The 19,160-nt window shown below is 71.6% G+C and carries 17 protein-coding genes; 8 read left to right on the forward strand and 9 right to left on the reverse strand.

From position 1 onward, the window contains the following. Positions 1–57 precede the first annotated feature (57 nt). From AB0D31_RS15485 to AB0D31_RS15500, 4 genes are all read right to left on the reverse strand, one after another. On the reverse strand, positions 58–870 hold the full coding sequence (locus tag AB0D31_RS15485; RefSeq protein WP_362722319.1) for a polysaccharide deacetylase family protein: 813 nt from the start codon (positions 868–870) through the stop codon (positions 58–60). Beyond that, complete coding sequence (locus AB0D31_RS15490) at positions 867–1,946, reverse strand: glycosyltransferase family 2 protein (protein WP_362722322.1); 1,080 nt, start codon at positions 1,944–1,946, stop codon at positions 867–869. Before AB0D31_RS15490 ends, AB0D31_RS15485 begins: the two co-directional genes overlap by 4 nt. Further along, entirely contained in the window at positions 1,943–2,806 is an 864-nt protein-coding gene (locus tag AB0D31_RS15495; protein ID WP_362722325.1) for a glycosyltransferase family 2 protein, read from the reverse strand. Before AB0D31_RS15495 ends, AB0D31_RS15490 begins: the two co-directional genes overlap by 4 nt. 360 nt (positions 2,807–3,166) lie before the next feature. Continuing rightward, on the reverse strand, positions 3,167–3,535 hold the full coding sequence (locus AB0D31_RS15500; protein WP_362722328.1) for a hypothetical protein: 369 nt from the start codon (positions 3,533–3,535) through the stop codon (positions 3,167–3,169). A 309-nt stretch (positions 3,536–3,844) separates the two neighbouring features. Between AB0D31_RS15500 and AB0D31_RS15505 the strand changes: the two genes are divergently transcribed. Continuing rightward, the gene (locus AB0D31_RS15505) at positions 3,845–4,654 is read left to right on the forward strand and encodes an SGNH/GDSL hydrolase family protein (protein WP_362722330.1); all 810 of its coding nucleotides are present in this window, start codon (positions 3,845–3,847) and stop codon (positions 4,652–4,654) included. A 48-nt stretch (positions 4,655–4,702) separates the two neighbouring features. Here the strand turns inward: AB0D31_RS15505 and AB0D31_RS15510 are convergent, their stop codons facing one another. Continuing rightward, positions 4,703–6,349 (reverse strand): serine/threonine-protein kinase, encoded by a 1,647-nt coding sequence (locus AB0D31_RS15510; protein WP_362722333.1) that lies wholly within the window; start codon positions 6,347–6,349, stop codon positions 4,703–4,705. 276 nt (positions 6,350–6,625) lie between these two features. Here AB0D31_RS15510 and AB0D31_RS15515 point away from each other — a divergent pair, with 276 nt between their 5' ends. After that, entirely contained in the window at positions 6,626–6,889 is a 264-nt protein-coding gene (locus tag AB0D31_RS15515) for a hypothetical protein (protein WP_362722335.1), read from the forward strand. Between the two features lie 33 nt (positions 6,890–6,922). Here the strand turns inward: AB0D31_RS15515 and AB0D31_RS15520 are convergent, their stop codons facing one another. After that, positions 6,923–8,119 (reverse strand): CaiB/BaiF CoA-transferase family protein, encoded by a 1,197-nt coding sequence (locus AB0D31_RS15520; protein WP_362722338.1) that lies wholly within the window; start codon positions 8,117–8,119, stop codon positions 6,923–6,925. 207 nt (positions 8,120–8,326) lie between these two features. Here AB0D31_RS15520 and AB0D31_RS15525 point away from each other — a divergent pair, with 207 nt between their 5' ends. Together AB0D31_RS15525 and AB0D31_RS15530 are read left to right on the forward strand one after the other, a co-directional pair. Beyond that, positions 8,327–8,809: an SAM-dependent methyltransferase gene (locus AB0D31_RS15525; RefSeq protein ID WP_362722341.1), complete on the forward strand. Its 483-nt coding sequence runs from the start codon at positions 8,327–8,329 to the stop codon at positions 8,807–8,809. 240 nt (positions 8,810–9,049) lie between these two features. Next, positions 9,050–9,583, forward strand: coding sequence for a GNAT family N-acetyltransferase (locus tag AB0D31_RS15530; protein ID WP_362722344.1), 534 nt, complete (start codon positions 9,050–9,052; stop codon positions 9,581–9,583). 67 nt (positions 9,584–9,650) lie between these two features. Here the strand turns inward: AB0D31_RS15530 and AB0D31_RS15535 are convergent, their stop codons facing one another. From AB0D31_RS15535 to hmgA, 3 genes are all read right to left on the reverse strand, one after another. After that, a complete protein-coding gene (locus AB0D31_RS15535; RefSeq protein ID WP_362722347.1) occupies positions 9,651–10,856 on the reverse strand; it encodes a type ISP restriction/modification enzyme in 1,206 nt (401 codons plus the stop codon). 90 nt (positions 10,857–10,946) lie between these two features. After that, positions 10,947–11,699, reverse strand: coding sequence for a GntR family transcriptional regulator (locus AB0D31_RS15540; RefSeq protein WP_362722349.1), 753 nt, complete (start codon positions 11,697–11,699; stop codon positions 10,947–10,949). Between the two features lie 23 nt (positions 11,700–11,722). Next, positions 11,723–13,057 carry a homogentisate 1,2-dioxygenase gene (gene hmgA, locus AB0D31_RS15545; protein ID WP_362722352.1) on the reverse strand — a complete coding sequence of 445 codons (1,335 nt, stop codon included), beginning with the start codon at positions 13,055–13,057 and terminating at the stop codon, positions 11,723–11,725. Positions 13,058–13,159: 102 nt separating this feature from the next. Here hmgA and AB0D31_RS15550 point away from each other — a divergent pair, with 102 nt between their 5' ends. The 4 genes from AB0D31_RS15550 to AB0D31_RS15565 all read left to right on the forward strand — a co-directional run bounded on the left by AB0D31_RS15550 (position 13,160) and on the right by AB0D31_RS15565 (position 19,152). Continuing rightward, positions 13,160–13,783, forward strand: coding sequence for a TetR/AcrR family transcriptional regulator (locus AB0D31_RS15550; RefSeq protein WP_362722354.1), 624 nt, complete (start codon positions 13,160–13,162; stop codon positions 13,781–13,783). Between the two features lie 78 nt (positions 13,784–13,861). Beyond that, complete coding sequence (locus AB0D31_RS15555; RefSeq protein WP_362722357.1) at positions 13,862–16,087, forward strand: molybdopterin-dependent oxidoreductase; 2,226 nt, start codon at positions 13,862–13,864, stop codon at positions 16,085–16,087. A 122-nt stretch (positions 16,088–16,209) separates the two neighbouring features. After that, positions 16,210–17,637, forward strand: a complete 1,428-nt coding sequence (locus tag AB0D31_RS15560) for a CitMHS family transporter (protein ID WP_362722360.1) — start codon at positions 16,210–16,212, stop codon at positions 17,635–17,637. A 120-nt stretch (positions 17,638–17,757) separates the two neighbouring features. After that, positions 17,758–19,152 (forward strand): aldehyde dehydrogenase family protein, encoded by a 1,395-nt coding sequence (locus AB0D31_RS15565; RefSeq protein ID WP_362722363.1) that lies wholly within the window; start codon positions 17,758–17,760, stop codon positions 19,150–19,152. Positions 19,153–19,160 lie beyond the last annotated feature (8 nt).

A 19,160-nucleotide genomic window follows, 5' to 3' on the forward strand; every position in this document is an offset into this window, starting at 1 on the left:
GTCACTCACGGGTACCGCTCACCTTCTGGTTCCGGTCGGTCGTGTTCCGGTCCCTCGTCAGGGACCGCCGAGTGCGCGTCCGGCCCTGCGGGCCCCGCGGACCAGGGCGTACCCCTTCGTCAGGGCCCGGTCCGCGGCGAAGGTGCGCGCGATGTCGCGGCCGGTGCCGGCGACGAGCCGCTCGAATTCATCGAGTCCGGTGGAGCGGCGGACCGTCACCCGCTCAAGCGCGTACGGTCCTTGACGGCGCTGGGCGAGCGCGTTGCCCACGGCGAGCGCCTGGCCGAACCCGGCCGACCGCACCGTGCGCCGCACCCGGCGGCTGGAGTAGCCGTACGGGTAGGCGAAGGAGGACGGCGGGCGGCCCAGCTCCTCGGTGAGGATCTCCTTGCAGCGCATCGTCTCGAACCGGAGCCGGTCATCGGTGAGCTGGTCCAGCTGCGGGTGGCTGTGGCTGTGTGCGCCGATCTCGGCGCCCGCCGCGGCGAGTTGGCGCACCTGGTCCCAGTCCAGCATGGTGTCCAGGGCGCCGCCCTCGTCGTGGGCACCGCGAAGCCAGCCCGTCGTGACGAACACCGTGGAGGCGAAGCCGTATCCGGCGAGCACCGGCAGGGCGTGGCGGTGCACCCCTTCGTAGCCGTCGTCGAAGGTGATCAGGACGGGCCGGCGCGGCAGCGCGCCCGCGGTGCGCCAGGCGTGTGCGAGCCCGGCCGTGGTGACCGGGGTGCAGCCGAGTTCGGCGAGCAGCTCCATCTGGTCCGCGAAGGCCTCCGGTGTGACGGAGAGTCCGTACGCGGTCTGCGCGGGGGAGTGCGCCACGGCGTGGTACATGAGGATCGGCACGGGCAGCGTGCGCGTGGTGCCGGTCATGCCGTCCCGCCCTCTCCGTCCGGTCCCGGCCGCTTGCTCATCAGGCTCGCCTCGCCCGCCTCGCCCTCCTCGACGGGGCCCGCCCGCCCCGTCCGCTCGATGGGGGCGACCGTGAACGCCGTCCCGCCCCTGCGGGCCCGCAGCGTACCGAGCAGATAGCCGCCGGCCGCCGCCGCGACGCCGGTCACGATCGCGCCCGCGCGACCCGCGCCGCCGGGTCGCCCGAGCACCGCGTCCCGTACGCCGCGTGCCACGCCGGCCGGAAGGACTCGCCCGGTGTAGCGCCGCTCGGACTCAAGTCCCTTGCTGGAGCCCACACTTCGCGCGACCAAGGCTTTGGAGAGGCCCTCCGCGTACGCCCTCGTACGGAAGTATCCGAAGCGTTCGCGGGCGGCGGGCACCCGGTGGTGGATCACGGCGCGGTCGTCGATGAGCAGCACGGCGCCGGGCAGTGCCTTGCTCAGGCGGATGCACAGCTCCGTCTCCTCGCAGCCCAGCGGCCGCTTGTCGCCGTCGCGGCCGATGCCGGTGGCGAAGCCGCCCGCCGCCTCGAACGCCGCGGCGCGGAAGGACGCGTTGCCGCCCAGCACATTACGGACCGCGACCCGGCCCGGCGGCAGGCCGCGGTAGGTGCAGCCGACGATCCAGTCGAACTCCTCGGGGAACCACGCGGGCCTGCGCCCCGAGGCCCAGGCCGGCATCGTGCGACCGCCGACCGCCATCACCCGGGGGTCGGCGTACCCCTCGGCGAGGTGGCGCAGCCAGTCGCGCTCGGCCACCGCGTCGTCGTCGAGGAAGGCCACGAACTCGCCCCGGGCCACCGCGATTGCGGTGTTGCGGCCGGCCGACAGGCCGCGAGGGCCCGCGTTGGCGAGCACCCGCACCTCTCCCGACGCGATGCGTTCCCCGTACTCCCGGGCGAGCCGGTCGCGGAGGCGCTCGTTGTGGTCCACGACGAGCAGCGTCTCCAGGGCCGGCCGGGACTGCGCGCGCACCGAGGAGACCGCCGCGAGGATGTCCTCCCAGCGGTCCTCGGTGTACACACAGATCACCACGGAGAAGCGACGCTGCGTCAAATGACCTCTCCTCGCCGTGCGTTGAGGAAGACGGCCTGGGTGCGCCGGAGCGCACGGGGCACGGCCTTCTCCTTGAGGATCACCTTGAGCACGCGGATGCCGTCGTGCACGGCGCTGAGGTTGGAGACGCCGTGGATCCGGTTGTACTCGTAGCTCGGGACCTCCTGGACGCGCAGTCCCGCCTTGACGATCCGGATGTTGATCAGGGTCTCGATCTCGAACCCGGAGCAGTCGAGCACGATCGTGTCCAGGCACCGCTTCCAGAAGGCGTTGTAGCCGTAGCAGAGGTCGGTGTAGCGGGCGCCGAACTTGCGGTTGACGATGCCGCACAGGACCGCGTTGCCGAGCCTGCGGATCGGCGTCATGTCGTCGGTGCCGCCGCCGTTGGCGAAGCGGGAGCCCTTGGCGAAGTCGGCGCCGCCGACCAGGGCCGAGACATAGCTGACGATCTCGTCGCCGTCCGCGGAACCGTCCGCGTCGACCATGACGATGATGTCGCCGGTGCAGGCGGCGAAGCCGCTGATGAGGGCGTCTCCCTTGCCTTTGCCGACCTGCTTGACGACCTTGACGTCCGGCCGCAGCTCACGGGCGACGCGCACCGTGTCGTCGGTCGAATTCCCGTCGACCAGGACGACTTCGTGAATCCAATGGGGAAGCGTCTTGAACACATGGGGAAGATTTTCGGCCTCGTTCATCGCCGGGATCACGACGCTCACCGGCGGCGCAATGGCGAAATTCGCCGAAACCGGTCGGTAAGCACGGGATATTCGGCTGTCCGTCGCGACGGCCGGTTCGCGATCCGGGGATTCCCCGATTAATTGATCTTGGCCCGGGATGGCCGGGCGCACGGAAGGAGTCATGGTGATTCACTGTCCCTCTCGTCCGGTGGACCGCCCGCCCCCGGGCGGTCCGGCTGAGTTTCCGGTGACGAAAGGGGGGTTCTCACGCCGGTCATGACGGCATGGCACACCGCATTCTTCGGGTGAGCTTGGCTTTGCCGGCCGCGCGGCCCGTGGCCCGGTCCCCGCAAGGCGAAGACCGGTTACGGCACCCCCCTACCGCGCCCCGTTCCGGTATCCATCGCGACGCGAGAGCCCTCCCCCAGTGCCGCTTTGCCTGATGGACCGGTGCGGGTGGATGTAGACGGTATTGATGCTTGGGACTGTAGAGCAAGGCCTGTATCCAAGCCTTACTTTTCTGTGATGTGCGCCGAATTTCCCCTATCGGGTCCCGCGCGGCACCTCCGTTCCCCGCCGGGTGCCGGGCAAAAGCCCCTGCAGGAAAAGGAGAAGACTGATCACGCCGACCGCCGTGACACCGGCCGGCACCGACCAGAGATGCAGTCCGGCCATGCTTTCGGCGGTCAGGAGGTCGATGACGACCGCCCCCGACAAAGACACCGTCACCCGTGCGAGCGGTTCCAGGCGGCGCAGCAGGAACGCGCAGGCCTCGGCGGGCGCGGCCACCAGGTAGAAGAGCGCGAGCGGGGCGCGCAGCGCGGAGTCCGGGTCGAAGAAGACCAGGGCCGCGCCGGTGGCCGAAACGGCGAGTGCCGCCCCCGCGAGGACGGGCAGCAGGTCGGCGTCCAACGACGCACTCCCTGCCGATCTGTCACTGATGGTCTGCATTGGCGACGGTTCCCCCCGATGCGCCGGATGCGAGGCTTCAATGTGGCGCAGTCCGGACAGTCCCGTCAAGACGGCGATCGGCTCCGGGTGAACGTAAATTGACGGTCCGTCAGCGGAGTGTGGCGCTCCGGTGAAGGATTACTCGCGAGTTGCTGACGGATCACCGGATAAGCACAGATGTCCGTCCGACGTTCTTGGCATGGACACTTCCCGCGACACGTACTGGCTGGTACCACTGCCGTGGCGGAAAACCCGCTACAAGGAGGTTCCATGAAACTGTCCCGAATCGCGGCATATGCATGGGCGCTCGTGCTGGCAGTCGCGCTTTCCCTCACCGGGGCCGGCGTGGCGGCAGCGGCAACCCAGGCGGCCGGGTCCCACTACGTGGCCCTCGGCGACTCGTACTCTTCCGGTGTGGGCTCCGGGAGTTACGACAGTTCGAGCGGCAGCTGCAAGCGTTCGACCAAGGCCTATCCGGCCCTGTGGGCGGCAGCGCATTCACCCGCCTCGTTCAACTTCACCGCTTGCTCGGGCGCTCGTACGGGTGATGTGACGGCGAGCCAGCTCGGCCCGCTCAGCTCCACCACGGACCTCGTCTCGATCACCATCGGAGGCAACGACGCCGGCTTCTCGGACGTCATGACCAACTGCGTCCTGTACTCGGAGTCCACCTGCCTCGGCAAGGTGGCGGCGGCCCGCGCCTACGTCGACTCGACCCTGCCGGGCCTGCTCGACTCGGTGTACTCGGCGATCAGATCCAAGGCCCCCAACGCCCACGTCGTCGTCATCGGCTACCCGCACTTCTACAAGATCGGCGGCAGCTGCATCGCCGGACTCAGCGAGAACTCCCGCTCGGCCATCAACGGCGCCGCCGACGAGCTCAACTCGGTGACCGCCAAGCGCGCCGCCGACCACGGCTTCAGCTTCGCGGACGTCGTGGCGGGCTTCACCAACCACGAGATCTGCTCCAGCAGCCCGTGGCTCAACAGCGTCATGTGGACCAACATCGGCGAGTCCTACCACCCCACCGCGGCCGGTCAGTCGGGCGCGTACCTGCCCGCCTTCACCCGCGCCGCCTGATCCAGCACCCCACCCGGCGCGCCCGGATCCGGGCGCGCCCGATCTCGCTCAGCCGGCGGGCGGCGACGAAGCGCCCGTCGGCGTCGGCGATGAGGAGGGCCCGCCCGTCGGGGTCTCCTCATCGCACGTCACCGAGTACGCCACCGCGTCGGACGAGCCCTTCACCGGTGCGCGCACCTCGACATGGACCTCGTTGGAACCGCTGTGCGCCGGTGACTCGGTGTGCGCCACCTGCCGGGTCCGCGGCCCGTCCGCGGCGAAGGAGAGCGTCTTCCACCCCGGGTCGGACGAGCGGCCGTCCCGGGTGACCCAGCGGTACTCCACCTGAGCCGGCGTACGCCCCACGGTGAACGCGACGACCACCTCGGGCGCCGACGCCACGGGCGCCGGACACGCACCCCGGTAACTCCCGCGCACCACCTGCAGGGTGAGCTCCACCGACTGGGCCGGCGTCGATGAGGGAGAGCGGCTGCTCCCTGCGGTGCTCGCGGACGCCGAGGGGGTGGACGGCCCGCTGCTCGCCGTGCTGGGGGTCGCCTTGGTCGCCGGCGAGGAGTGCGGCACGGAAGGCCCCGGCGGCAACGACGACGAACCTCCCCGCCCCTCAACGGAGTTGTCGTGCACGAGCAGCCAGACCAGCCACCCCAGTACGAGCAACAGGACCAGCGCTCCGGCCAGCAGGACGGCACCGGTGTGCCGCGCCTCTTCGCCGTCCCGGGCCGTCGCGGCCGTGGCGCCGGCGGGTTCCGCCGCGGGGTACGGCAGCGCGGACGTCGGCGGGACGGAATCCGGCGGGGGCCCGGGAGCCCCGGCCACGATCGTCGTCGCCTGCGTCCGGCCCGCCACGCTGCCGCCCGCGGCCACCAGGCGCAACTGGTGCTCCGCCTCCTCGGCCGGCAGCCGCTCCGCGGGCTCCTTGCGCAGCAGCCCCTCGATCACCGGCGCCAGCGCTCCCGCCAGCCGGGGCGGCGCCGGCGCGTCGTCGACCACCGCCCGCAGCGTGGACAGCGGGGTCTCCTGCCGGAAGGGGGAGTGGCCCTCCACCGCTGCGTACAGCAGCACCCCGAGCGACCACAGGTCCGACGCGGGGCCCGGCGTGTGCCCCAACGCCCGTTCGGGCGCCAGGAATTCAGGCGAACCGACGACCTCCCCCGTCATCGTGAGTGTCTGGCTGCCCGCCACCGTCGCGATGCCGAAGTCGGTCAGGACGACCCGCCCGTCGTTGGCGAGCAGCACGTTCGCCGGCTTCACATCGCGGTGCACCACCCCGGCCTCGTGTGCCGCCCGCAGCGCGGCGAGCACCTCGGCGCCGATACGCGCGACGCGCTGCGGGCCCAGCGGGCCCTCCGCTTCGAGCACGTCGGACAGGGCGAGGCCGCGTACCAGCTCCATGACGATCCAGGGCCGCCCGTCCTCGGCCGCCACGTCGTACACCGTCACCACGTTGCGGTGCGAGATCCGCGCCGCGGCCCACGCCTCGCGCTCGAGCCGCGCGTACAACCGCCGCACCTCGGGGGTGTCGAGGCCGGCCGGCGCCCTGACCTCCTTGACGGCCACCTCGCGCCCCAGGACCTCGTCCCGCGCCCGCCACACCACGCCCATGCCGCCGCGGCCCAGAGGGGAGAGGAGCCGGTAGCGTCCCGCGATCAATCGCCGCTCACTGCCCGGCACTTCGCTCACTGGCGAGCCCCCCATCCGCGGCGGAGAAACCCTTCCACGTTAACCCTGGGCCGCACGGTTGCCGCCCCCTTGAACGGCATTGCACACTCAGTACGAACACGGGCCGCGACGGAGCGTGAGGGGCAGTCGGCGAACTGTCCAACTCGCCCTGGAATCACATGTATTCGGAGCATCATCGTCAACCTGCGCCCCCTCCAGGTGAATCGCGTCACCGGGATACACGCGTGTGAACCCGGGGCGGTAGGGTTACCCTGCCCGGGGCCGGGTGCCCTCGTACGGGTGGGGAGTGACATGGAACAGATAACAGTGCGCAGCAGGGCGCGAGTCCCTGCGATCACCTGCGGAAGCGGCGCGACCAGCTCGCGGCTCGACCGCCACCTCTCGGTGCTCGGCGGTCCCGCCGTCCCGCACCGCGAGGCGGCCGAGGCGACCTTGCTGATGCGGGAGCTGACCTCGCGTGACGTCGCGCACACCCGCAGGAGCAAGACCGCTCGCGTCTCGCTCTTCGCGCCACTGCGGCGGCTGCGCCGCTCACTCTTCGGCAGCCGCGGCTGAACCCACCCCCGACGCCACGCGCACCGCGTTCGTTCAGACGATCACGCCGTCCCGGCGCAACCCGGCCATCTGCTCGTCCGTCATTCCCAGGGCCCGCAGGGTTGCGCGGGTGTGCTCGCCGAGCGCGGGAACCGCACCCATCCGAGCCTCCTGGCTGCCGCCCAGATTGATGGGCGGCAGCAGCGCCCTCAGCGGCCCCACCGGTGAGTCCACCTCCCGCCAGCGGCCGCGCGCAGCGAGCTGGGGGTGCGCGGCGACCTCGCCGACCGTGTTGAGCCTCGCGCACGCGATCCCGGCGCCCTCCAGACGCTCCACCGCTTCGGCCGCGGTCAGCCCGGCCAGTGCCCCCGCCACCACCTCGTCCGTCCGCGCCCGGTGCGCGACCCGTGCCGCATTGGTGGCGAAGGCCGCGTCGTGAGCCAACTCGGCGCGCCCGAGAACCAGTTCGGCGAGGCGGCGCCACTCACGGTCGTTCTGCACCGACAGCAGCACCTGCCCGCCGTCGGCCGTGACATACGCGTCGTACGGCGCGATCACGGCGTGCGCGACCCCGGTGCGCGCCGGTTCGCTGCCCCCGTGCATCACATGGTGCAGGGGATGACCGAGCCACTCGGCGAGCGCCTCCAGCATCGAGATCTCGACCGGCCCGCCACGCCCCGTCGTACCGCGCCGCACCAGGGCGGCCAGGACGCCCGAGAAGGCGTACATGGCGGCCGCGATGTCGGCGGCGGGGATACCCGCCTTCACGGGCTGCCCGGGCGTCCCGGTGACCGACACCAAGCCCGCCTCGCACTGCACCAGCATGTCGTAGGCCCGCTTGTGCGCGTACGGGCCTTCGGCGCCGTAACCGGAGATGTCGACCGCCACGAGCCGCGGGTGGGCGGCGCACAGGGTGGCCGCGTCCAGGCCGAGCCGGGCCGCCGCGCCCTGCGCCAGGTTCTGCACGAACACGTCGGCGCCCGCGACGAGTTGGCGCAGGATGTCGAGTCCGCGCGGATCCTTGAGGTCGAGGGCCACCGACTCCTTGCCGCGGTTGCACCACACGAAGTGCGAGGCGAGGCCCCGGGCCGCGGTGTCGTAGCCGCGGGCGAAGTCGCCGCCGTCGATGCGCTCGATCTTGATGACGCGAGCGCCGAGATCGGCGAGCTGCCGCGTCGCGAACGGTGCGGAGACGGCCTGTTCGACGGCGACGACGGTGATGCCTTCGAGAGGCAGTGGCTGTGTGCTCATGACAGCCGTACCTATCGCGCGGGGGCGGCTCTTGTCACCCCGGCGCCACCAGGCGGGACGGCCCCGGCCCGGTGCGCAGGGTGACGTTCCCCCGGCGGGACGGCGGGCGCGGCCGGCCCGACGCCTGAAGGCCGGCCCCTACCGGGTGCCCGTGCCTCCGGCGTACGGTGGATCATGATCGCTCCCGTCTCGCGAAAGGCGCAGCACATGTCGGAGAGCAGCAGCCGGAGCGAGGTCGTGTCCGACCCGGTCGGCCGGGTGACGGGCGGCCGGGCCGAGGTCCGCGACGACGAATGGGGCGAGGTGTCCGCCGTGATCCGCCTCGACGGAACGCGGTTCGGACCCGAGGCCCTCGCCGGCCTCGACTCCTTCTCCCACGTGGAGATCGTCTACCACTTCGACCGGGTACCGGTCGACAAGGTGGAGACCGGGGCCCGGCACCCGCGGGGCAACACGGACTGGCCCCTCGTCGGCATCTTCGCCCAGCGCGGCAAGAACCGGCCCAACCGGCTCGGGGTCTCCCGCTGCCGGCTGGTGCGCGTCGAGGGGCTCGACCTCCACGTCCAGGGCCTGGACGCGGTCGACGGCACGCCGGTCCTCGACATCAAGCCCTACATGACGGAGTTCGCCCCACGCGAGGCCACGACACAGCCGGAGTGGGCGACGGAGATCATGCGCGCGTACTACTGAGCTGCGGGCTGCGGGCTGCGGGCTGCGGGCTGTGGGCTGTGGGCTGTGGGCTGTGGGCCGGCGTCCAGCGACCGCCGACCGCCGACCGCCGACCGCCGGCCGGCGTGTGGTCGCGGTCCTCCGGACGTGGCGGCGCAGAGCCGCGACCGGCCGCCGAAGGGGACGCTCGATCACACAGCCGAAGGACGCTTGCGCAGGAACGATTTCCGGCTCGGGCACCATGCCGTGCAGGATGGCCCCATGACCGAGATCCGCACCCCCCGCCTCCTGCTGCGCCGCTGGACCGACGACGACCTCGTCCCCATGGCCGAGATCAACGCCGACCCGGAGGTCATGCGCTGGATCGGCGACGGTTCGGTCCGCGACCTCGACCTGACCGCCGAGAACATCGAGCGGTGGGAGGAGGAGTGGGACGACGAGGGCTTCGGGCTCTTCGCCGTCGAGCTCCTCGGCTCCGGCGAGATGATCGGCTTCACCGGCCTCTCCGTGCCCCACTTCCTGCCCGAGGCCGAGCACGAGGTGGAGATCGGCTGGCGGCTCGGCCAGCCCTTCTGGGGCCAGGGGTACGCGTCCGAGGCGGCGCACGCCTCGCTGGAGTTCGCGCTCCAGGACCGCGGGCTCGAGCGGGTCATCAGCATCTCCCGCGTGGGCAACGACGCCTCCGAGAACGTGATGCGCAAGCTCGGCATGAAGCTGGAGCGCGAGACGGTCCACCCGGTGTTCGGGCACGCCCTCAACATCCACTCCATCGACCTGACCGAGTACGCGGCCTGACCGAGTACGCGGCCTGAGCAGGACCGCGGCCTGAGCGGCTGCGCGTCCTGCGCCAGTACGTGACGCGTCAGATGAGGGCGAACTGACCCCCGGGGCCCTCCTCGTGGTGATCCAGTACGGACGCCGGGCGCCGGGCCGCGTCCGGTACGGGCAGGACTCCGGCGGCGCGGAGCTCGCCCCGCGTCAGCGGTGTGGTGACGGCATCGGTCAACTCGGCCCGCTGCGGGCGCAGCTCGCCCAGGAGCGCGAGCACCGTGATCAGTTCGAGCAGGTCCGAGGTCCATTCCTGGGGCCAGTCGGCCGGTCCGACCGCGGCGAGCGTGCCCGGTTCGGCGGGCTCGGTGCGCCGCTGGAACCACCATGCGAGCACCCGTACCCCGCCCGCCTGGAACTCCCAGGCCGCGGGCGGCACGGGTGAGATCCGGCCCACCTCACCCACGTACAGGACCTCGTCCGCCGCGTCGTAGCGCAGCTCCAGCGGCCGGGCCGGCAGCGCCGCCCGTACGTACGGACGGCGTCCGCCGGGCAGCCGGGGCTTGCCGCCCTCGCGCGCCCCGCGGGTCATGAGCGCGGTCAGCCGACGGCCCAACTCGACGCCGGCGGCCCAGAGTTGAGGGTCGCGCGGCAACGGAACCACGTATCCCGCCGCGCCGGGACGGGCGGCCGCCACCGCCCAGGCGAGCACATCGGGCGCGGTGACGACACTCCCGTACGCCGTGGAGAGGAAGGCGGGCAGCCCCGGCGCGAGGTTCGGTTCGAGAGCGCCGGGGCGACGGTAGAGCGGACGGATGCGGCCCGGGCGCCCTGCGGGGGAGCGGCCGTCGGGCAGCACCGCCGAGACGGTCAGCGCGTCGTCCGCTCCCGCAGGCACATACCCCTGCTCCACCACGAAGAGCTGCCGCTCGTCCGCCACCCGCCACAGCTCCGGCCGGGCGGCGTCGATGAGCCGCTGGTCCGGTATCAGCCACTGCTCGTCGAAGGGCCCGTACTGGACACGCACCGGGTCGGGGCAGGCGCCGCGCTCCCGCGCGAGCGCTCCCGTGACGCCGGTGCGGCCGGGCAGCGCGGCGACCGAGGACGAGAGCGCCCGGGAGCGGGACGGCTCGAACAACCGCTCCCGCTCGGCCCCTTCGGAGCGCAGGAGCAGATCCCAGCGGGTACGCAGGGTCCGCGCGTCCGGCGCCACCACCCAGCCGCGGCCCAGCCGCAGCGGCGCCACCGACCAGGGCATCAGGTCGTCGAGGAGAGGCAGGTCTTCGCTCACGCCCAGCATGCTATTAGTGCTGCGTCAGGTGGGCTTGTCGTCTGGGGACCGATGACCGGCCGGCGCAGCAGGGTGTCTGCAAAGCCCTGTGAGAAACGGTCAGTGGGCCTCGACCGTCATCGAGAACGAGAAGCGGTCGCCGCGGTAGTGGATCCGGGCGACGTCGACGACCCGGCCCTTCCCGTCGTAGGTGACCCCGGTGTAGTGCAGGATCGGGGAGAGCAGCGGCACCTGGAGCAGTTCGGCGGTGACCGGGTCGGCGAGGCGGGCCTCCACCGTGTCCGTGATGCGTGCGATGTCCACCCCGACCGCGTCGCGCAGCACCTTGGTCATCGGCCAGCGCGTGAGGTCGGCGAGGTCGATCGCGGCGGCCACCTCCGGACGGACCGCGTTGCAGGCCCAGTTGGTGGGCTCGCCGCTCTCGTCGTCGCAGCGCAGCCGCCGGTACGTCACGACTTCCGCGCACCCGGGGAAGAACTCCGCGAGGTCGCCCGGCACCGGTTCCGTGCCGTGGCCCAGGATCGTGGTGCGCTCGCCCGACTGCTGGGCCACGATCGCGTCGATCGAGCCGAGCAGCCGGACCGGGGAGGCCCGGCGGGCGGACGGCTCGATGAACGTGCCGCGCCGCCGGTGCCTGCTGATCAGGCCCTCCTCCTCCAGCTCCTTGAGCGCCTGGCGCATCGTGAGCACGCTCACCCCGTAGTGCGCCGCCAGCTGTTCCTCGGTGGGCAGGCGCAGCGAGGCGTCGGGGGAGCGCCCCAGTATCGAGGCGCGCAGCGACTGGGACACCTGATACCAGAGCGGGAGCTTCCGGTTCAGGAGCAGTGAGTCGGGCGCGAAGGAGGAGGTCACAGGGACTCCGTATCAGGTGGTGCTCAGGAGCGGAAGTGGCGCTGAAGACCCTGCCACACGTCGTCGTAGCCCGTCTGGAGGTGGTCGGCGGTGGCCGCCTGCCCGGTGGCGGTGACCGGCCAGCGCGTCTCGAACATGAAGGCAAGGCCGTCGTCGATCTTCTGCGGCTTCAACTCGGCGGCGCTCGCCCGGTCGAAGGTCTCCCGGTCGGGCCCGTGCGCCGACATCATGTTGTGCAGCGAGCCGCCGCCGGGCACGAAGCCCCCTTCACCGGCAGTCTTGGCGTCGTAGGCGCCCTCGATGAGGCCCATGTACTCGCTCATCACATTGCGGTGGAAGTACGGCGGGCGGAAGGTGTCCTCGCCGACCAGCCAGCGCGGCGCGAACACCACGAAGTCGACGCCGGCCAGGCCCGGGGTGTCGGACGGCGAGGTGAGCACCGTGAAGATCGACGGGTCGGGGTGGTCGTAGCTGATGGAGCCGATCACATTGAAGGTGCGCAGGTCGTAGACGTATGGCGTGTGGCTGCCGTGCCAGGCGACCACGTCGAGCGGCGAGTGGTCATAGGTCGCGGTCCAGAGGTTGCCGCAGAACTTGTTGACCACCTCGACCGGGCGCTCGACGTCCTCGTACGCGGCGAGGGGTGCCCGGAAGTCCCGGGCGTTGGCGAGACCGTTGGCGCCGATCGGGCCCAGTTCGGGCAGCTCGAAGGGGCGGCCGTAGTTCTCGCAGACGTAACCGCGGGCGCTCGCGTCGAGCAGCTCGACGCGGAAGCGGACCCCGCGCGGGATCAGGGCGACCTCGCCGGGGCGGGCGGCGAGCAGGCCGAGCTCGGTGCGCAGCAGCAGGCCGCCGTGTTCGGGGACGATCAAAAGCTCGCCGTCCGCGTCGCTGAACACCCTTGATTCCATTGAAGAGTTGGCGTGGTAGAGGTGCACGGCCATGCCGGTGCGCCGGGTGGCGTCGCCGTTGCCGCCGAGCGTCCACAGGCCGGCCAGCCAGTCGGTACCGGCGGGGGGCTCGGGCAGCGGGTTCCAGCGCAGCCGGTTGGGGTCGGGCACGGACTCCGTGAAGGGCGCCGTGCGGATGCGGCCGTTGTCGGCGCGGGTGAACGGCGGGTGCGCGGCCGATGGCCGGATCCGGTACAGCCAGGAGCGGTGGTTGGTGGCGCGCGGCTCGGTGAAGGCGGAACCGCTCAGCTGCTCCGCATAGAGGCCGAGGGGGGCGCGTTGCGGCGCGTTGCGGCCGTGCGGAAGGGCGCCGGGGACCGCCTCCGAGCTGTGCTCATTGCCGAAACCGCGGGAGTAGCCAAGGCCCTCCGCGATCTTCCCCGCCTGCTCGCCGGTCGATGTCGTCATCGCGCGCTCTCCTGCTCCCGTGCCGGAATCCTATGCTTAACCGTAGGATTACGATGCGGTCGCGTCAACGGGAAAACCGGCCGCCCGGGGGATGATGGGCGCGTGTCTCCTGCTCCTGAACTCCACGCCAACCTCCGCCGGGCGCCCGTGCAGCAACGCAGCGCCGAGCGGCTGTCCCGGATACTCGACGCCTGCGCCGAGCTCCTCGACGAAACCGGTTACGAAGACCTCTCCACGCGGGCCGTGGCCCAGCGGGCGGGCGTGCCCATCGGCTCGGTCTACCGCTTCTTCGGCAACAAGCGCGCCATGGCCGAGGCGCTCGCCGCCCGCAATCTCGACCGTTACGCCGGCATGATCAATACGCGTCTCGAAGCGATCGACGCGGCCGACTGGCGGGGCGCCGTCGATGCCGTCCTGGACGAGTACCTCGTCCTGAAACAGACGGTGCCGGGGTTCAACCTGGTCGACTTCGGCGGCCCCCAGCCGGTGTCCGACCCGGACGCCGACGCCAACCACCTCCTGGCCGCACGCCTCGCCGAGCTCCTGCCGGCACAGTTCGGCCGCACCCTCGACGCGGATCTGCGCCGCACCATCCTGGTCGCGGTGGAGGCGGCCGACGCCACCCTGCGCCTTGCCTTCCGCACCAATCCCCAGGGCGACCCGCACATCGTCGCCGAGACCCGGCAGCTTCTGCACGCCTACCTCGCCCGCACCCTGGACGACTGACCCCGCCCGGGGGCTCCCGTACATGCCTACCGGTCGGTATGCTCCGATGGCTCGTGCGTCGCCGCCCCGGGAGGACGAATGTCCCGCACCGCCCTGCGTATCTGCCCGCTCTGCGAAGCCACCTGCGGGCTGAGCCTCACCGTCGAGGGAACCCGGGTCACCGGAGCGCGCGGCGACGCGGACGACGTGTTCAGCCAGGGGTTCATCTGCCCCAAGGGCGCCTCCTTCGGGGAGATCGACGCCGACCCCGACCGGCTGAGCGGCCCGCTCGTACGCCGGGACGGCGTGCTGCGTAAGGCCAGTTGGTCCGAAGCCTTCGACCTGATCGCGGCCCGGGTGCGCCCGGTGATCGAGCAGTACGGGCCGAACGCGGTCGGCGTGGTGCTCGGCAACCCCAACGTCCACACCATGGCCGGCGCCCTCTACCCGCCCGCCCTGCTCGGCGCGGTGCGCACCCGCAACCTGTTCACCGCGAGCACCCTCGACCAGATGCCCAAGCACGTCTCCAGCGGGCTCCTGTTCGGCGACCCGTTCGCCATCCCGGTGCCCGATCTCGACCGCACCGGCCATCTGCTGCTGCTCGGCGCCAACCCGCTGGAGTCCAACGGCAGCCTCTGCACCGCACCCGACTTCGCGGGGAAGCTGCGGGCCCTGCGCCGACGCGGCGGCACCCTCACCGTCATCGACCCGCGCCGCACCCGTACGGCCAAGCTCGCCGACCGGCACGTGGCGATCCGGCCCGGCACCGACGCCCTGCTGCTCGCCTCGCTCGCCCAGGTGCTCTGCGCGGAGAAGCTCACCGCACCCGGCGACCTCGAAGCCCAGGTCGAGGGGCTCGACGAAGTGGCAGAGGTGGTACGGGAGTTCACGCCCGAGGCGGTCGCCCCCCGGTGCGATGTGGAGCCGGACGACATCCGGGCCATCGCCCGCGAACTCGCCGCCGCGCCCACCGCCGCCGTCTACGGACGCATCGGCAGCTGCACCGTCGAGCACGGCACCCTGGCCAGCTGGCTCGTCGACGTACTGAACATCCTCACCGGCAACCTCGACCGGCCCGGCGGCGCGCTCTTCCCGCTCTCCGCCACCGACCGGGCACCCCGCCCCGCCGCCCCCGGCAAGGGCTTCGCGCTCGGGCGCTGGCACAGCCGCGTCGGCCACCACCCCGAGGTGAAGTCCGAACTGCCGCTCGCCGCGCTCGCCGAGGAGATCGAGACCCCGGGCGACGGGCAGATCCGCGTGCTCATCGCGTCCGCCGCCAACCCGGTGCTTTCCGCACCCGACGGCGACCGGCTCGACCGGGCGCTCGGGGGGCTCGACTTCATGGTCAGCATCGACCCGTACCTGAACGAGACCTCGCTCCACGCCGACGTCGTGCTCCCTCCGCCGCCGCCCTCACAGAGTGCCCACTTCGACTTCGCGTTCAACGCCTTCGCCGTCCGCAACCAGGTCCGTTACACCCGGCCGGCCGTGCCGCTCGCCGAAGGACGCATGGACGAGTGCGAGATCCACGCCCGCCTCGTGCTCGCCGTCAGCGGCATGCACGGCGCCGACCCGGCGGCCGTCGACGCGATGATCGTCGAGCGCACCCTCGCGAAGGCCGTCGCCGACCCCCACTCGCCCGTCCACGGCCAGGACGCCGGCTCACTCGCCGGCCGCCTCACCGGCGCGAGCGGCCCCGAGCGCCGCCTCGACCTCATGCTCAGGCTCGGCCCCTACGGCGACGGCTTCGGCGCGGACCCGGACGGCCTGACCCTGGACCGGGTGCTCGCCCACCCCCACGGCATCGACCTCGGACCGCTGGGGCCCCGCCTCGCGCAGGTGCTCAGGACCCGCAGCGGCCGGATCGAGCTCCTTCCCGCCCCCATCGCCGCCGATCTGCCCCGGCTGCGCGCCACCCTCGGTGAACGGCCCGACGCGCTTGTCCTGGTCGGCCGGCGCCATCTGCGCTCCAACAACAGCTGGCTGCACAACATCCCCGCCCTGAGCGGCGGTTCCAACCGCTGCACCCTCCAGATCCACCCCGAGGACGCGGCCCGGCACGGCCTCGCCGACGGCGCCGACGTACGGATCACGGCGGACGGCGGAGCGGTCGTGGCGCCGGTGGAGATCACCGACAGCGTCCGCGAGGGCGTCGTCAGCCTGCCGCACGGCTGGGGACACAGCAGGGCCGGCAGCCGGCTCACGGTCGCCGAGGGCCGTCCCGGCGTCAACGTCAACCAGCTCCTGGACGGCTCACGGCTCGACCCCCTGTCGGGGACCGCCGTGCTCAACGGATTCCCCGTCGCCCTCACACCCCTGCCGTGACCTGGAGTTTTGCTCGTATTGCTCAGGTGTCAACGTCTTGTTAAGGAGGGAAACGGCCCCCTAGCGTCATCCGGACCGCCAGCCCCTGGTGGGAGTTCAAGGGTGAACGTTAGGTGTCCTCCATGCTGACCATCCTCGGCTTCGCCATGATCGCGACCTTCCTGGTCCTGATCATGCTGAAGAAGATGTCGCCGATCGCGGCGCTGGTTCTGATCCCCGCTCTCTTCTGTGTCTTCGTCGGCAAGGGAGCCCATCTCGGCGACTACGTGATCAAGGGCGTCGGCTCGCTCGCGCCGACCGCCGCGATGCTCATGTTCGCGATCATCTACTTCGGCGTGATGATCGACGTCGGCCTCTTCGACCCGATCGTCCGCGGCATCCTGCGCTTCTGCAAGGCCGACCCGATGCGGGTGGTGGTCGGCACGGCGGTGCTCGCCGCGATCGTCTCCCTCGACGGCGACGGCTCCACCACTTTCATGATCACCGTCTCGGCGATGTATCCGCTCTACAAGCGGCTCGGGATGAGCCTCGTCGTGATGACCGGCGTCGCCGCGATCGCCAACGGCGTGATGAACACCCTGCCCTGGGGCGGCCCGACCGCCCGCGCCGCGACCGCGCTCAAGGTGGACGCCTCCGACATCTTCGTGCCGATGATCCCCGCGCTCGCGGTCGGCCTGGTCGCCGTCCTCGTCCTGTCGTACGTACTCGGCATGCGCGAGCGCAAGCGCGTCGGCCACCTCTCCCTCGACAAGGTCCTCGCACCGGAGGCCGAGACGGTGCTCGTGGGCGTCGGGGGTTCCGGCCAGACCCCGCGTACGGCGGGCTCCGGCGAGTCCCCGCGCCTCTCGGGCGGCGCGACCGGCACGGACGCTTCCGAGGGCGGCGACGGCGTCCAGAGCGACGACGACTTCCAGGGCCTGGACTCCGCACGCGAGACCCTGCGCCCCAAGCTGTACTGGTTCAACGCGGCCCTCACCGTCGCCCTGCTCACCTCCATGATCATGGAGTGGCTGCCGATCCCGGTGCTCTTCCTCATCGGCGCCGCCCTCGCGCTGAGCGTGAACTTCCCGCACATCCCGGCCCAGAAGGCCCGCATCGCCGCCCACGCCGACAATGTGGTCAACGTCTCCGGCATGGTCTTCGCGGCCGCCGTCTTCACCGGCGTGCTGAACGGCACCGGCATGGTCAAGCACATGGCCGACTGGCTGGTCGGCGTGGTGCCGGACAGCATGGGCTCGCACATGGGCCTGGTCACCGGGGTACTCAGCCTGCCGCTCACGTACTTCATGTCGAACGACGGCTTCTACTTCGGCGTGGTGCCGGTCCTCGCCGAGGCGGGCGCCGCGCACGGGGTCTCCTCCCTTGAGATCGCCCGCGCCTCGCTCGCCGGCCAGGCCCTGCACATGTCGAGCCCGCTGGTCCCGGCGGTGTACGTCCTGGTCGGCATGGCCAAGGTGGAGTTCGGCGACCACACCCGCTTCACCGTGAAGTGGGCGGCCCTGACCTGTCTCGTCGTACTGGGATCGGGCATCCTGTTCGGCATCATCTGACTCCTCGCTCGGTCCGGTCCCGCCGGCTGCCCCTGGCGCCCAAAAACTAACAGCGCTAGTTTGAGCGACGGACGACACTGGTTCCGAAGACGACACCGGCTCCGCTCGGGAGGAAACGCGATGAAGGCCCACGACGGCATGTACATCGACGGCGCGTGGCGAGCCGCCGCGGGCCATGACGGCATCACGGTGGTGAACCCGGCCGACGAACAGGTCATCGCCGAGGTCCCGGCCGGTACGGCCGAGGACATCGACGCCGCGGTTCGCGCCGCACGCGCCGCCCTGCCCGCCTGGGCCGTGACCGCGCCGGCCGAGCGCGCGGCGAAGCTCGGGGCGCTCCGCGACCGGCTGGCCGCCCGCAAGGACGAGATCGCCGAGACCATCAGCGCCGAACTGGGCGCCCCGCCCGCGTTCGCCCAGGCCGTGCAGGCGGGCCTGCCGATCGCGGTCGCCGGTACCTACGCCGAGCTCGCGGCCACGTACGCCTTCGAAGAGAAGGTCGGTAACTCCACGGTCTACCAGGAGCCGGTCGGCGTGGTCGGCGCGATCACGCCCTGGAACTATCCGCTGCACCAGATCGTCAACAAGGTGGCACCCGCGCTGGCCGCGGGCTGCACGGTCGTCCTCAAGCCCGCCGAGGACACGCCCCTGACCGCGCAGCTCTTCGCCGAAGCGGTCCACGAAGCCGGCCTGCCCGCCGGTGTGTTCAACCTCGTCACGGGCCTCGGACCGGTCGCCGGCCAGGCGCTCGCCGAGCACGAGGACGTCGACCTCGTCTCCTTCACCGGCTCCACGGCCGTCGGCAAGCAGATCGGCGCGACGGCCGGCGCCGCGGTCAAGCGGGTCGCCCTTGAGCTGGGTGGCAAGTCCGCCAACGTCATCCTGCCCTCGGCCGACCTCGCGAAGGCGGTCAGCGTGGGCGTCGCCAATGTGATGAGCAACTCCGGCCAGACGTGCAGCGCCTGGACGCGCATGCTGGTCCACGCCGACCAGTACGACGAGGCCGTCGAGCTCGCCGCCGCCGCCGCGGCCAAGTACACCGTCGGCGACCGCGTCGGCCCGCTCGTCAACGCCAAGCAGCGCGAGCGGGTGCGCGGCTACATCGACACCGGCGTGGGGGAGGGTGCCCGCATCGTCGCCGGAGGCGCCGACGCGCCCCTGGAGCAGGGCTACTACGTCGCGCCGACGGTCTTCGCGGACGTCACCCCCGAGATGACCATCGCCCAGGAGGAGATCTTCGGCCCGGTCGTCTCGCTCATCAAGTACGAGGACGAGGACGACGCCCTGCGGATCGCCAACGGCACGGTGTACGGCCTGGCCGGCGCGGTCTGGGCGGGCGACGAGGCCGAGGCCGTCGCCTTCGCCCGCCGCATGGACACCGGCCAGGTCGACATCAACGGCGGACGCTTCAACCCCCTTGCCCCGTTCGGGGGTTACAAGCAGTCGGGGGTCGGCCGCGAACTCGGTGTGCACGGCCTCACCGAGTACCTCCAGACGAAGTCGCTCCAGTTCTAGGCCGTTCC

Source organism: Streptomyces sp. NPDC048361 (genome assembly GCF_040651795.1).
Lineage (GTDB): Bacteria > Actinomycetota > Actinomycetes > Streptomycetales > Streptomycetaceae > Streptomyces.

Coding starts and splice junctions, on each gene's coding strand:
- AB0D31_RS15485 (WP_362722319.1), bottom strand. CDS start 870: ATGACCGGCACCACGCGCACGCTGCCCGTGCCGATCCTCATGTACCAC.
- AB0D31_RS15495 (WP_362722325.1), bottom strand. CDS start 2,806: ATGACTCCTTCCGTGCGCCCGGCCATCCCGGGCCAAGATCAATTAATC.
- AB0D31_RS15505 (WP_362722330.1), top strand. CDS start 3,845: ATGAAACTGTCCCGAATCGCGGCATATGCATGGGCGCTCGTGCTGGCA.
- AB0D31_RS15510 (WP_362722333.1), bottom strand. CDS start 6,349: ATGGGGGGCTCGCCAGTGAGCGAAGTGCCGGGCAGTGAGCGGCGATTG.
- AB0D31_RS15515 (WP_362722335.1), top strand. CDS start 6,626: ATGGAACAGATAACAGTGCGCAGCAGGGCGCGAGTCCCTGCGATCACC.
- AB0D31_RS15520 (WP_362722338.1), bottom strand. CDS start 8,119: ATGAGCACACAGCCACTGCCTCTCGAAGGCATCACCGTCGTCGCCGTC.
- AB0D31_RS15525 (WP_362722341.1), top strand. CDS start 8,327: ATGTCGGAGAGCAGCAGCCGGAGCGAGGTCGTGTCCGACCCGGTCGGC.
- AB0D31_RS15530 (WP_362722344.1), top strand. CDS start 9,050: ATGACCGAGATCCGCACCCCCCGCCTCCTGCTGCGCCGCTGGACCGAC.
- AB0D31_RS15535 (WP_362722347.1), bottom strand. CDS start 10,856: ATGCTGGGCGTGAGCGAAGACCTGCCTCTCCTCGACGACCTGATGCCC.
- hmgA (WP_362722352.1), bottom strand. CDS start 13,057: ATGACGACATCGACCGGCGAGCAGGCGGGGAAGATCGCGGAGGGCCTT.
- AB0D31_RS15555 (WP_362722357.1), top strand. CDS start 13,862: ATGTCCCGCACCGCCCTGCGTATCTGCCCGCTCTGCGAAGCCACCTGC.
- AB0D31_RS15560 (WP_362722360.1), top strand. CDS start 16,210: ATGCTGACCATCCTCGGCTTCGCCATGATCGCGACCTTCCTGGTCCTG.
- AB0D31_RS15565 (WP_362722363.1), top strand. CDS start 17,758: ATGAAGGCCCACGACGGCATGTACATCGACGGCGCGTGGCGAGCCGCC.